The sequence below is a fragment of the Massilia sp. KIM genome, assembly GCF_002007115.1.
Taxonomy (GTDB): Bacteria; Pseudomonadota; Gammaproteobacteria; order Burkholderiales; family Burkholderiaceae_D; genus Telluria.
On record NZ_MVAD01000001.1, the window covers coordinates 3165425 to 3178874 of the forward strand.

At 69.9% G+C, this 13450-nt stretch carries 11 protein-coding genes; 5 read left to right on the top strand and 6 right to left on the bottom strand.

Annotation, left to right across the window (positions count from 1 at the left end):
* Window positions 1–32 precede the first annotated feature (32 nt).
* From glcF to B0920_RS13865, 3 genes are read right to left on the bottom strand one after another with little or no spacing between them, the layout of a single operon-like run.
* On the bottom strand, window positions 33–1301 hold the full coding sequence (gene glcF / locus B0920_RS13855) for a glycolate oxidase subunit GlcF (RefSeq protein ID WP_078033060.1): 1269 nt from the start codon (window positions 1299–1301) through the stop codon (window positions 33–35).
* Between the two features lies 1 nt (window position 1302).
* Window positions 1303–2370, bottom strand: a complete 1068-nt coding sequence (gene glcE, locus B0920_RS13860; protein ID WP_078033061.1) for a glycolate oxidase subunit GlcE — start codon at window positions 2368–2370, stop codon at window positions 1303–1305.
* A gap of 10 nt (window positions 2371–2380) precedes the next feature.
* Window positions 2381–3874 carry an FAD-linked oxidase C-terminal domain-containing protein gene (locus tag B0920_RS13865; RefSeq protein WP_078033062.1) on the bottom strand — a complete coding sequence of 498 codons (1494 nt, stop codon included), beginning with the start codon at window positions 3872–3874 and terminating at the stop codon, window positions 2381–2383.
* An 80-nt stretch (window positions 3875–3954) separates the two neighbouring features.
* On the opposite strand from B0920_RS13865, the gene B0920_RS13870 reads away from it, so the two are divergent.
* The 5 genes from B0920_RS13870 (at window position 3955) to B0920_RS26450 (ending at window position 10153) form a co-directional block, all read left to right on the top strand.
* The gene (locus B0920_RS13870; protein WP_078033063.1) at window positions 3955–4506 is read left to right on the top strand and encodes a cob(I)yrinic acid a,c-diamide adenosyltransferase; all 552 of its coding nucleotides are present in this window, start codon (window positions 3955–3957) and stop codon (window positions 4504–4506) included.
* Window positions 4507–4537: 31 nt separating this feature from the next.
* A complete protein-coding gene (locus B0920_RS13875) occupies window positions 4538–5236 on the top strand; it encodes a 2OG-Fe(II) oxygenase (RefSeq protein WP_078033064.1) in 699 nt (232 codons plus the stop codon).
* A 189-nt stretch (window positions 5237–5425) separates the two neighbouring features.
* Window positions 5426–6184 carry a PEP-CTERM sorting domain-containing protein gene (locus B0920_RS13880; protein ID WP_078033065.1) on the top strand — a complete coding sequence of 253 codons (759 nt, stop codon included), beginning with the start codon at window positions 5426–5428 and terminating at the stop codon, window positions 6182–6184.
* A 97-nt stretch (window positions 6185–6281) separates the two neighbouring features.
* Window positions 6282–7016, top strand: a complete 735-nt coding sequence (locus B0920_RS13885; protein WP_179119159.1) for an NF038120 family PEP-CTERM protein — start codon at window positions 6282–6284, stop codon at window positions 7014–7016.
* A complete protein-coding gene (locus B0920_RS26450; RefSeq protein ID WP_078033067.1) occupies window positions 7013–10153 on the top strand; it encodes a S8 family peptidase in 3141 nt (1046 codons plus the stop codon). Before B0920_RS13885 ends, B0920_RS26450 begins: the two co-directional genes overlap by 4 nt.
* 265 nt (window positions 10154–10418) lie before the next feature.
* Here the strand turns inward: B0920_RS26450 and dxs are convergent, their stop codons facing one another.
* From dxs to B0920_RS13905, 3 genes are read right to left on the bottom strand one after another with little or no spacing between them, the layout of a single operon-like run.
* The gene (gene dxs, locus B0920_RS13895; protein WP_078033068.1) at window positions 10419–12290 is read right to left on the bottom strand and encodes a 1-deoxy-D-xylulose-5-phosphate synthase; all 1872 of its coding nucleotides are present in this window, start codon (window positions 12288–12290) and stop codon (window positions 10419–10421) included.
* Window positions 12291–13184, bottom strand: a complete 894-nt coding sequence (locus B0920_RS13900; protein ID WP_078033069.1) for a polyprenyl synthetase family protein — start codon at window positions 13182–13184, stop codon at window positions 12291–12293.
* Window positions 13181–13429 (bottom strand): exodeoxyribonuclease VII small subunit, encoded by a 249-nt coding sequence (locus tag B0920_RS13905; protein ID WP_078033070.1) that lies wholly within the window; start codon window positions 13427–13429, stop codon window positions 13181–13183. The genes B0920_RS13900 and B0920_RS13905 overlap by 4 nt, the downstream gene beginning before the upstream one ends.
* Window positions 13430–13450 lie beyond the last annotated feature (21 nt).

Sequence of the window (13450 nt, forward strand, 5' to 3'; positions counted from 1 at the left end):
CAGCCCGCCTGCCGGACGCGCCGCGCGTCTGCTCAGCCGGCGGGCGAGGCGGCCGCCGAAGTGGCCGACAAGGTGGCTGGTGTGGCCAGCACGCGGTCGAGCAGCTCGATCCAGTGGCTGACCGGGGTGTCGGTGCCGGACTGCAGGTGGGTCAGGCAGCCGATGTTGGCGGAGACGATTTCCCCGGCGCCGGTGGCGGCCAGGCTGGCCAGCTTGCGGTCGCGCAGTTCGTGCGCGATCTCCGGATGCAGCACGGAGTAGGTCCCGGCCGAGCCGCAGCACAGGTGATTGTCGCCGCACAGCACGACGTCGATGCCGGCCGCCTGCAGCACGCCCTCGACCTTGCCGCGGATCTGCTGGCCATGCTGCAGGGTGCAGGGCGGATGGTAGGCAACGCGCCCGGACAGCCTGCCCTTGAGCTGGGCGGCGATCTGGTCCTGGAACGCGGGCAGGATCTCCGACAGGTCGCGGGTGAGTTCCGAGATGCGCTTGGCCTTGGCCGCATAGGCCGGGTCGTGCGCCAGCAGGTGGCCGTATTCCTTGACCGTGACGCCGCAGCCGGAGGCGGTCATGACGATGGCCTCGACCTGGGTGACGTAGGGCCACCAGGCGTCGATGTTGCGGCGCATGTCGTCCAGGCCGCCGGCCTGGTCGTTCAGGTGGTAGCGCACCGCGCCGCAGCAGCCGGCCTTGGGCGCTACGATCAGCTGCACGCCCAGGGCGTCGAGCACCCGCGCGGCGGCGGCGTTGATGTTGGGGCCCATGGCCGGCTGCACGCAGCCATCCAGCACCAGCATGCGGCGCGCATGCGCGCGCGTGGGCCAGTGGCCGGCCTGGCGGGTCGGCTGGAGCTTGTCGCGCAGGCCCCGCGAGAGCAGCGGGCGCAGCGCCTGGCCGCTGCGGAAGGCCGGCTTGAACAGGCCGCCGCGCGGCAGCAGCGCCTTGAGCGTGGTGCGCTTGATGCGGTCCTGCATGGGCCGCGCCACGCGCTCCTCGACCACGCGCCGGCCAATGTCGATCAGGCGGCCGTACTTCACGCCCGAGGGACAGGTCGATTCGCAGTTGCGGCAGGTCAGGCAGCGGTCCAGGTGCAGCTGGGTCTTGCGGGTCGGCTCGGTGCCTTCCAGCACCTGCTTGATCAGGTAGATGCGTCCGCGCGGGCCATCGAGCTCGTCGCCCAGCAGCTGGTAGGTCGGGCAGGTGGCGGTGCAGAAGCCGCAGTGCACGCAGGCGCGCAGGATCGCTTCGGCTTCCTCGCCCTCGCGCGTGCCCTTGATGAAATCGGCGAGATTGGTTTGCATGTCAGTTCATCCGTCCCGGGTTGAAGATGTGCGACGGATCGAAGGCGTCCTTGAGGCGCGCCTGGATGCGGGCCACGGCCGGCGCCACCGGGTGGAACACGCCCACCCGCTTGTCGCCGCCGCGGAACAGGGTCGCATGGCCGCCGCAGGCGGCGACGGCGCGGCGGATCGTCTCGGCTTCAGCTTCGGCTTCGGCCGCGTCGGCGCCGGCGCGCAGCCAGCGCTGGGCTCCGCCCCACTCGATCAGCTGGGCACCGCCGAGCGCGATCGGCCCGGTGGTGGACGGCACCGACAGCCGCCACAGCGCGCCCTCCCCCGCGAAGAAGGGATGGCGCTGCTCGCGCAGGCTGGCCCAGAACGGGCCGCAATCGGCCATGCGCTCGCCGCCCAGCGTGCGCTCGGCGTGCTCGACCGCCGCTTGGGCGCCGGCCAGGCGCAGGGCCAGCACGCCATCGTGCCAGCAACTGGCCGCGATCGGCAGCGGCTGGCCGCCCCATTCGTTGAGCTTGCGGATGGCCTCGGCCTCGCCCATCCGGAAGCGCAGCGTGGTTTCGGCGAAGGGGCGCGGCAGCACCTTGACCGAGATCTCGAGCAGCAGGCCGAGCGTGCCGAGCGAACCGGCGAGCAGGCGCGAGACGTCGTAGCCGGCCACGTTCTTCATCACCTGGCCGCCGAAGGACAGCACCTCGCCCTTCCCGTCCAGCAGCTTGGCGCCCAGCACGAAGTCGCGCAGCGCCCCGCTTGCCGCGCGGCGCGGGCCGGACAGGCCGGCCGCCACCATCCCGCCGAAGGTCGCGCCTTCGCCGAAATGCGGCGGCTCGAAGGCCAGCATCTGGCGGCGCTCGGCCAGCGCCGCCTCGATCTCGGCCAGCGGCGTGCCGCAGCGCGCGGTGATCACGAGTTCGGTCGGCTCGTAGTCGACGATGCCGCTGTAGGCGCGGGTGTCGAGGATCTCGCCCTCGAGGCGCTGGCCGTACCAGTCCTTGGTGCCGCCGCCGCGGATGCGCAGGCTGCGCTTCTCGAGGCTGGCCGCGCGCACGCGCTCCTGGAATTGTTCGATCGACTGCATGGTGGTGCTCTCAAAAACGCGGCAGCTCAGGGAAAGGCAGCTCGCCATGGTGGACGTGCATCTTGCCGAATTCGGCGCAGCGGTGCGGGGTCGGGATCGCCTTGTCGGGGTTGAGCAGCATCGGCGGATCGAAGGCGCGCTTGAGCGCGAAGAAGGCGTCCAGCTCCTTGCGCGTGAACTGCACGCACATCGAAGTGATCTTCTCCATGCCCACCCCGTGCTCGCCGGTGATGGTGCCGCCCACTTCCACGCACAGGGCCAGGATCGCCGCCCCGAAGGCCTCGGCGCGATCGAACTCGCCCGGCTGGTTGGCGTCGAACAGGATCAGGGGGTGCATGTTGCCATCGCCCGCGTGGAACACGTTCGAGCAGCGCAGGCCGAAGGCGCGCTCCATCTGCTCGATCCCCGAGAGCACGCGCGCCAGCTGCTTGCGCGGGATGGTGCCGTCCATGCAGTAGTAGTCGGGCGAGATGCGGCCCGCCGCCGGGAAGGCGTTCTTGCGGCCGGACCAGAAGCGCACGCGCTCCGCTTCGCTCTGCGAGACGGCGATCGCGCTGGCGCCCGCCTCCCTCAGCACGGCGCTCATGCGTTCGATCTCCTCGGCCACCTCGAGCGCGGTGCCGTCGGCCTCGCACAGCAAAATGGCGGCGGCGTCCAGGTCGTAGCCGGCCTTCACGAAGGGTTCGACCATGCGCACCGAGGTGCGGTCCATCATCTCCAGGCCGGCCGGGATGATGCCGGCCGCGATCACGTTGGCCACCGCGTTGCCGGCCGTGACCACGTCGTCGAAGGAGGCCATGATGACCTGGGCGACGGCGGGTTTCGGCACCAGCTTGACGGTCACCTCGGTGACGATGCCGAGCATGCCTTCCGAGCCGATGAACACGGCCAGCAGGTCCAGGCCCGGCGCGTCCAGGCTGGCGCCGCCCAGCTCCACGATCTCGCCCTCGATGGTCGCGACGCGCACGCGCAGCACGTTGTGCACCGTCAGCCCGTACTTGAGGCAGTGCACGCCGCCCGAATTCTCGGCCACGTTGCCGCCGATGGTGCAGGCGATCTGCGAGGACGGATCGGGCGCGTAGTACAGGCCGTGCGGCGCTGCGGCCTCCGAGATGGCGAGGTTGCGCACGCCCGGCTGGACCACCGCCGTGCGCGCATAGGGGTCCACCTTGAGGATGCCGTTCATGCGCGCGGTGGAAATCACCACGCCGTCGGCGATCGGCAGCGCGCCGCCCGAGAGCCCGGTGCCGGCGCCGCGCGGCACGATCGGCACGGCCAGTTCGCGGCAGACCTCCATGATCGCCAGCACCTCGGCCTCGCTGGACGGCAGGGTGACGATCAGGGGCAGCTGGCGGTAGGCGGCCAGGCCGTCGCATTCGTAAGGGCGGGTGTCTTCGGGGTCGGACAGCACGCGGCCATGCGGCAGGCGCGCGCGCAGCGCGCTGGCGACCTGGTGACGCCGGGCGTCGACGGAGGGGGTGGGCGCGGAAGTAGAGACTGGCATGCTCCGATTGTAAGCACAATCGCCGCGATTTGGCGTATGCTCGGGTATCGTTTTTTCAAGACTGTACATAAGACAACATCATGGGTAACCGACTTTCAAAAATCTCGACCCGCACCGGCGACGACGGCAGCACCGGCCTGGGCGACGGCAGCCGCACCGGCAAGGACAGCGCGCGCGTCCACGCCCTCGGCGAAGTCGACGAACTGAACTCCTTCGTCGGCCTGCTGCTGTGCGAAGAGATGCCCGACACCCTGCGCGAAGAGCTGGTGACGATCCAGCACGACCTGTTCGACCTGGGCGGGGAGCTGTGCATTCCCGGTTACCAGCTGATCAAGGAAGAGCACGTGGCGCGCATCGACGGCCTGGTCGAGAAGTACAACGCCGACCTGCCGGTCCTGAAGGAATTCATCCTGCCGGCCGGCTCGCGCGCGGCCTCGCTGGCCCACGTCTGCCGCACCGTGTGCCGCCGCGCCGAGCGCGCCATCGTGGCCCTGTCCAGGGCCGAACAGATCAACGCCCACCCGCGTCAATACGTGAACCGCCTGTCGGACCTGATGTTCGTGCTGGCGCGCGTGCTGAACCGCCATGCCGGCGGCAGCGACGTGCTGTGGCAGCACGAGCGCAAGCGCTGATCGCGAACAGGACCGAAAGGAGACGCGGGCGGTGGACGATTTCATCGGTGTATACGACGGCGCCCTGAGCGCCGCGCAGTGCGACGCGCTGGTGGCGCGCTTCGAGGCCAGCGACAAGGTGGCGCGCGGACGCACCGGCCAGGGCGTGGACGTGCAGAAGAAGGACAGCTACGACCTCACGATCACCGCCTTGCGCGAGTGGGACGACGCGACCGGCCTGCTGCTGCAGACCATGTCGCGCCACCTCGAGGACTACATCGACCGCTACCGCATGCTGGTCATGGGCTCGCTCTCGCCCACGCTGGCCCACCCGCGCAGCGGCCAGCCGACCGTGCTCAGCCTCGAGAACTTCGACGAAGTGGGCAAGCCCAACCTCGAAGACCTGATGCGCACCCTGTACAGGCCGGGCAGCGTCAACCTGCAGAAGTACCTGCGCGGCACGGGCGGCTACCACCACTGGCATTCCGAGATCTATCCGCAGAACGCAACCTGCGAATCGCTGCACCGGGTGCTGCTGTGGCAGTTCTACCTGAACGACGTCGAGGAAGGCGGCGAGACCGAATTCCTCTACCAGCAGCGCAGCATCGCGCCGAAGAAGGGCCGGCTGGTGATCGCGCCGGCCGGCTTCACCCACACCCACAAGGGCCATGTGCCCAGAAGCGGCGACAAGTACATCGCCACCTCCTGGATCCTCTACCAGCGCGCCGAAACCCTGTTCGGCCAGGGTTGAACGCATGCACCAGCCTGGTGCATGCATGTGCTAAGAAAGTACGATAAGTAGTCAGAAAATTCTTATATATGTTCGTAAACGAACTGAATTTTCCAAAAATAAACTTGTCATAAAATTGTACATACGAATCGTGCGCGGCGAACTGAGCCGTAATATGCATGCTCCCACCCACCCGACGAGGAGATGCTCATGACGTGCACTGCAGTCGTATCAGATGAAGTACCGCCGGCCCGGCCGGCGGCGAGGGGAAGAACGGCGGCGCTGGGCAGCGCCGCCCTGCTGGCCGGGCTGCTGGCCTGCCAGCCGGCGCTGGCCCAGACCATCAGCATCCAGCCCACCATGATGGGCGGGGTCAACAACCTGGGCAACAGCAACGGCAACGCGGCCGGCGCCAACATGATCACCGGTCTCACCGACGGCAAGCTGTACAACAGCTACGCTGTGTTCTACATCCCGCCCGGCGAATACGAGAAGGCCAGCCTGAGCTTTTCTTCCTTCGCTCCCGAAGGCTCGCTGTTCCCCGAAAGCCGCATCGGCATCTTCGACGTCTCCACCTACTACATGCAGTTCGCCGACACCTTCCGCCCCGGCGTGGAGGCCTATGCCGACCTGGGTTCCGGCATCCAGTACGGCAGCGCCCTGCTCGGTTCGGGCCCGGCCGAGGTGACGCTCTCGGGCGGCGCCCTGTACGACATCAACGCCACCGCGGGGCGCTACTTCATGCTGGGCTTCACCAGCTTCACCGCCAACGCCCTCGGCATCGGCGCCGAAGGCGAACAGCTCACCGTCATCAACGGCGTGGGCCGCCCTCCTCCTCCCTTCTACCTCCAGCTCGACATCGCCGCGCCGGTGCCCGAACCCTCGGCCTGGGCCATGGGCGGCGCCGGCCTGCTGCTGCTCGGCCTGCGCGCACGCCGACGGCAGGCGCGAACACCCGCCCTGTCCTGAAGCACGGGCCTGACCGGGCCCACCGAACCTGACTCCGCTATCGATGCGCCCGTACGCCGGGCGCCGCATCCGTTCGCACTTTTTTTGGAAGGACATCATGAACACCCCGTTTCGACGCATCTTCCACAGCGCCCTGCTCGGCCTGTGCCTGGCGGCCGCCGCGCCCCTGCACGCCGAGACCATCGACTTCGATACCCTGGCGCCGCAGGCGCTGCACGTGGGGCAAAGCATCGCCGCCGGCGGCTACCTGTTCCGCGGCGATTCCGGATTCGCCGACGCCCTGCCGACCGACCTGGTCGGCGGCATCCTCGACGGCGGCAGCGGCGCCTGCGTCTGGCTGCACTGCCCCGAGGGCGCCAGCGGCAGCTACCTGGCCGGCCTAAACGACGGCGTGGTGGTGATCGAACGCGCCGACAGCGCCGCCTTCTCGATCAGCGCCCTGTCGGCCTCCTTCATCGGTCCCTATGCCGGCGCCATCTACCCCTTCGTGCCCGGCATCCTGCGCCTGGAGGGCTTCCGCGCCGACAGGAGCTCGGTCTTGTTCGACATCGAGCTGCCGGCGCTCGGCAAGGAGCTGTCCTTCGCCGACTACAGCACCGGCGCCTTCGCCAGCGAGCAGTTCGTCGCGCTGGCCCTGTTTGCCTTCGCCTGCAACCAGGACGGCGCCTGCTTCGCCTTCCAGACCAACGAGGGCCAGTTCGCGGTCGACAATCTGGAGCTGGTCAGCGCGGTGCCCGAGCCGGGCGCCTGGATCATGCTTGGCGTCGGGCTGCTCGGACTGTTCGCCTATCGCCGCCATGACCGCAAAGCCGTGCGCGAGGTGAAGGAATGAAGCCGCGCCTGTCTTCCACCGTCCTGCTGGGCGTGCTGCTGGCGCCCCTGCTCCAGGCCGGCGCCGCCGATACCCGCCGCCCCTACATCGTGCGCCTGGCCGACGCCCCGGTGGCGTCCTACCAGGGTGGCGTGGACGGCCTGGCCGCCACCCGCACGAGCGCCGGCCGCCGCCTCGACCTGAGCTCGGCCCCGGTGCAGCTGTACGCCGACTACCTGCGCCAGCGCCAGGCCGGGGTCCAGGCCACGGTGGCGTCCGCGCCAGTGCTGCATACCTACCAGCTGGTGTTCAACGGCTTCGCCGCCCTGCTGACCGACGAGGAGGTGCGCCGCCTGAAGGCCAGCCCGGAGGTGGCCGCGATCTCGGCCGACGAGCCGCGCCGCCTGCACACCAGCTACACCCCGACTTTCCTCGGCCTGGACCGCCCGGACGGCCTGTGGAACCGCGCCGGCGGCGCCGACAAGGCCGGCGAGGACGTCATCATCGGCATCATCGACAGCGGCCTGTGGCCGGAGAACCCCGCCTTCGCCGACCGCGTCGACGCGGCCGGCAAGCCGACCTTCGACAACAGCGGCGCCCTCGCCTACGGCCCGCCACCCGCCCACTGGCAAGGCGAATGCCAGACCGGCGAGGCCTTCACGGTGGCCCACTGCAACAACAAGCTGATCGGGGCGCGCTATTTCGACGCCACCTTCCGCGCCGCGATGGAAGCCAGCGGCGGCGAGATGTCCTGGACCGACTTCCGCTCGCCGCGCGACTCGATCGGGGGCGCGCTCGGCAGCGGAGGCCACGGCACCCACACCGCCAGCACGGCGGCCGGCAACCACGGCGTCCAGGCGGTGAGCGGCGGGGTCGCCTTCGGCGCCGTGTCGGGCATGGCGCCGCGCGCGCGGGTGGCGGCCTACAAGGTGTGCTGGAGCTACGCGGATCCGGGCAGCGAAAAGGGCAACGAGGTGAGCTGCTGGACCGGCGACAGCATTCGCGCCATCGAGCAGGCCGTGGCCGACGGCGTGCACGTGCTGAACTATTCGATCAGCGGCGGCTTCACGGTCGCCGATCCGGTCGAGCAGGCCTTCCTGCACGCCTCCAACGCCGGGGTCTTCGTCGCCGCCTCGGGCGGCAACGCCGGCGCGCCCCAGGCCGTGACCCACGTCAGCCCCTGGCTGACCACGGTGGCCGCCTCCACCCACGACCGCTTCATGCAGGCCGAGCTCACGCTCGGCAACGGCGCCAAGTACATCGGCGCGTCGCTCAACGGCAGCGCCCTGCCGGCCGGCACCCCGCTGCTCAACGCCGCCAGCATCGCCCTGCCCGGCGCCGACCCGGCGCGCGCCGCGCTGTGCCCGAGCGCCGGCGCCAACGGCGGCCAGGCGGTGCTCGATCCGGCCAAGGCGCGCGGCGCGATCCTGGTGTGCCGGCGCGGCGACAACGCCCGCCTGGACAAAGGGACTGCGGTGCGCGAGGCCGGCGGCGCCGGCATGGTGCTGGTGGACGACGGCGGCGGCCTGGTGGCCGACCCGCAGGCGGTGCCCGCGCTGCACGTGAGCGAGGAAGACGGCGCGGCCATCCTGGCCTATGTGGCCAAGGGCGGGGCCACGGCGGCGCTGGGCAAGTTCACGATCGGGCGGCGCGGCAGCGCCCCGGTGGTGGCGGGCTTTTCCTCGCGCGGGCCGAACCGCTTCGACCCCAACGTGCTCAAGCCCGACCTGGCCGCGCCCGGCGTCGACATCCTGGCCGGCGTCACGCCGGGGCTGAGCCGGGACCAGCACGCCGACCTGGTCAACGGCAGCTTCGCACCGCCGTCGGACTGGGCCATGTACCAGGGCACTTCGATGGCCAGCCCGCACGTGGCCGGCCTGGCCGCGCTGCTGCGCCAGCGCCACCCCGACTGGTCGCCCTCGGCGATCAAGTCGGCGCTGATGACGACCGCCTACGACACCCTGTTCGACGGCCAGTACGGCGAGATGGCGGGCTACGCGCCCTGGGGACAGGGAGCGGGCCACGTCGATCCGAACCGCGCCGACGGCCCGGGACTGGTGTATGCGGCGACGCCCAGCGACTACAGGAAGTACCTGTGCGGCGTGGGCATGGACAAGGAGTGCGGGGAAGGCCGTATCGAGGGCTATGAGCTGAACCAGCCGGGCATCGCGGTCGGCAACGTGGTCGGCACGGTCGTCGTCAAGCGCCGGGTGACCAACGTCGGTTCCACCAGCGCGACCTACACCGGCAAGGTCGAGATGAGCGGCTTCGACGCCGTGCTCTCGCCCTCTTCGCTCACCCTGGCGCCCGGAGAGAGCAAGGACTTCACGCTGTCGCTGACGCGCACCAGCGCGGTCGAGCGCGTGTGGCGGGTCGGCAAGCTGACCTGGACCGACGGCAAGCACGTGGTGCGCAGCCCGATCATCGCGCGCATCGGACGCGACGTGGTGGCGCCGAACATCCTGCACTCCGAGAAAACCAGCGGCAGCAGCATGATCGCGGTGTTCACCGACTTCAGCGGCCGCATGGGGGCGACCCCGCGCGGGCTGCGCGAGATCGAGCGCACCAGCCTGCGGGTCGGCCAGGCGGCGCGCTACGACACGCCGGCGCGGTTGCAGGCGGCCTGCCGCGCCGGGGCGCCCGGGGTCCTGGCGCGGCCGGTGGCGATTCCAGCCGGGACCGCGGTGGCCCTGTTCGAGCTGTTCGACCGCGACACCGGCGCGCCGGGCGAGGACGACCTCGACCTGGCGGTGCTGGGGCCGGACGGCGCCCTGGCCAGCTCCAGCATGGCCAGCGGCTCGAACGAGCAGGCGATCCTGTCGGCCCCGGCGGCCGGCGAGTACCGGGTGTGCGTGGTCGGGCACCGGGCGGCCAACGGTTCGTCGGTCGATTTCGCGCTGTCCTCCGCGCTGGTGGGCGGTGGTGGCGCGGGGAACCTGAGCGCCAGCGTGCCGCCGCGCGTGTACGCGGGCCGGACCGCGACGGTGAACCTGAGCTGGTCGGGGCTGGAGGCGGGCAAGCGCTATGTGGGCGCCCTGCAGTACCTGGGCCGGACCGGGGCGCCGGCGGCGACCACGGTGCTGATGGTGGAGACCGACGATCCGGTGCCGCTGGCGCGCGCGGAACGCGCGGCGCAGGTGGGTGATTCGGGGCGTTGATCAGGCGTTCGCTTCGCCTTGCTGACCGCTAGTCCGCTGCCCTCACACGTCGTTCCGGCGAAGGCCGGAACCCAAGTTTTCATGCGCAGCCACAAGCGTCTCAAAATAGCTGTTGCGCGAGCAAACTTGGGTTCCGGCGGGGCCGCCGAGGCCTGCGCCGGAACGACGGTTTGTGGCAGGTGGCCAAAAAAGGAAAAGCCGTGGGCAGCTCAGGCTGCGCACGGCTTTTTTTTACCGGGCCGGCTTGGGCCGGATTGGACGGCGCTCAGGTATTGTTGACCACCAGCCTCGGCTCCCCACCCGCGAAGCGCTGGCGGATCGAGGCTGCGATGCCCTTGGCGTCCAGGCCCACCGAGGCCAGCAGCGCCGCCGGGTCGCCCTGGTCGATGAACTTGTCCGGCAGGCCCAGGTTCAGCACCGGCTTGGCGATGCCGGCCGCGGCCAGCGCCTCCATCACGGCGGCGCCTGCGCCGCCCATCACGCAGCCCTCTTCCACCGTCACCAGGTAGTCGTGCTCCTTGGCCAGGCGCGCGACCAGTTCGACGTCGAGCGGCTTCACGAAACGCATGTTGGCGACCGTCGCATCCAGCTCCTCGCCCGCCTTCAGGCTCGGGGCGACCATCGATCCGAAGGCCAGGATCGCGATGCCCTTGCCTTCGCGCCGCACTTCGCCCTTGCCGATCTCGATCGAGCTCAGCTCCGGCTGGATCGCCGCGCCCACGCCGGCGCCGCGCGGGTAGCGCACCGCGGCCGGGCCGGGGAAGTGGTAGGCGGTGGTCAGCATCTGGCGGCACTCGTTCTCGTCCGAGGCGGCCATCACCACCATGTTCGGGATGCAGCGCAGGTAGGCCAGGTCGTAGTTGCCGGCGTGGGTCGCGCCGTCGGCGCCCACCAGGCCCGCGCGGTCGAGCGCGAAGGTCACGTCCAGGTTCTGCAGCGCCACGTCGTGGATCAGCTGGTCGTAGGCGCGCTGCAGGAAGGTCGAATAGATCGCCACCACCGGCTTCAGGCCCTCGGTCGCGATGCCGGCGCCGAAGGTCACCGAGTGCTGCTCGGCGATGCCGACGTCGAAGTAGCGCTCCGGGTACTCCTGGTGGAAACGCACCATGCCCGAGCCTTCGCGCATCGCCGGCGTGATGCCGACCAGGCGCTTGTCGACCGCCGCCATGTCGCACAGCCAGTTGCCGAACACCTCGGTGTAGGTCAGCTTGCTCGGCGCGGGCGCCGGCTTGATGCCTTCGGCCGGATTGAACTTGCCGGTGCCGTGGTACAGGATGGGTTCGGCCTCGGCCAGCTTGTAGCCCTGGCCCTTCTTGGTCACCACGTGCAGGAACTGCGGGCCCTTGAGCTTGCGGATGTTCTCCAGGGTCGGGATCAGCGAATCGAGGTCGTGGCCGTCGATCGGGCCGATGTAGTTGAAGCCGAATTCCTCGAACATGGTCGCCGGCACCACCATGCCCTTGGCGTGTTCTTCCAGCTTGCGCGCCAGGTCGAGCACCGGGCCAGGCAGTACGCTCTTGCCCACGTTCTTGGCGGCGGCGTAGAACTGGCCGCTCATCAGGCGCGCCAGGTAGCGGTTCAGCGCCCCCACCGGCGGCGAGATCGACATGTCGTTGTCGTTCAGGATGACCAGCAGGTTGACGTCGTCCTCGACGCCCGCGTTGTTCAGCGCCTCGAAGGCCATGCCGGCGGTCATCGAGCCGTCGCCGATCACGGCGATCGCGTGGCGCTCCTCGCCCTTGAGCTTGGCCGCCTGGGCCATGCCCAGGGCCGCCGAGATCGAGGTCGACGAGTGCGCGGTGCCGAAGGTGTCGTAGATGCTCTCGTCGCGCTTGGGGAAGCCGGACAGGCCGTTCAGCTGGCGCAGGGTGGGCATGCGCTCGCGGCGGCCGGTCAGGATCTTGTGCGAATAGGTCTGGTGGCCCACGTCCCACACGATGCGGTCGTGCGGGGTGTTGAACACGTAGTGCAGCGCGATCGTCAGTTCGACCGTACCCAGGTTCGAGGACAGGTGGCCGCCGGTCTTGGAGACGGAATCGAGCAGGAACTGGCGCAGCTCGTGGGCGAGCGGGGTCAGTTGCGTGCGCGGGAGCTGGCGCAGGTCGGCGGGGTCGTTGATGGTTTCTAGCAGTTTCATTTAGGCCTTCCGCTGCACGATCAGGTCCGCGAGTTCGCGCAGCCGCAGTGCTTGTTCTCCGAATGGCGCCAGCGCCTCATGCGCTTCGCGCCGCAATTGCTCGGCCAGGGCCCGCGACGGCTCCAGCCCGAGGATCGACACATAGGTCGGCTTGTTGTCCGCCGCATCCTTGCCGGCGGTCTTGCCCAGCGTGGCCGAATCGGCCGTCGCATCGAGCACGTCGTCCACCACCTGGAAGGCCAGGCCGATGGCCTTCGAATACGTGGCCAGCGCTTCCAGCTCGCGCGGGGCCAGGTCGCGGCCCGCGAGCGCGCCCAGGATCACCGAGACGCGCAGCATGGCGCCGGTCTTGAGCTGGTGCATGCGCTCGAGTTCCTCGCGCGTGAGCGCCAGGCCGACGCTGTCCAGGTCGATCGCCTGGCCGCCGCACATGCCGCTCGAGCCGGCCGCTTCGGCCAGCAGGCGCAGCATGCCCACCAGGCGCGCCGGCGGCAGGCTGTCCGCCTCGGCCAGCACCTGGAAGGCCTGGGCCTGGAGGGCGTCGCCCACCAGCAGCGCGGTCGCCTCGTCGTAGGCCACGTGCACCGTCGGCTTGCCGCGGCGCAGGGCGTCGTCGTCCATGCAGGGCATGTCGTCGTGCACCAGCGAATACACGTGGATCATCTCCACCGCCGCCGCCACCCGCGCCAGGGCGCGGCGCTCGGCGCCGAACAGGGCGCCGCTGGCGTAGGCCAGCAGCGGGCGCACCCGCTTGCCGCCGCCCAGGGCCGTGTAGCGCATCGCTTCGTGCAGCTTGCGCGGCACCGCGCCGGCCTCCGGCAGGAAGGCATCGAGCGCCCCTTCGACTTCGGCCTGGACTTCCTGCACCCAGGCGCTGAACGCCACTGCCGTCATTGCCCGCCCTCGTCGCCGTCGTTCGAGAAGGGCTTGAGCATGTCGCCTTCCAGGACCTTGACCTGGGCCTCGACCTTCTCCAGTTGGGCGGCGCAGTATTTCACCAGTTCCGAACCGCGCGCATAGGCCGCGACCGAGGCTTCCAGCGGCAGCTGGCCGGACTCCATCTGGGTCACCAGCTGGGCCAGTTCGGCCATGGCCTGTTCGAAGGATTCGGGCGGCGCCGCGGTAATAGTGTTTGACATAGCCTTTGTTTCGTAGAGGCG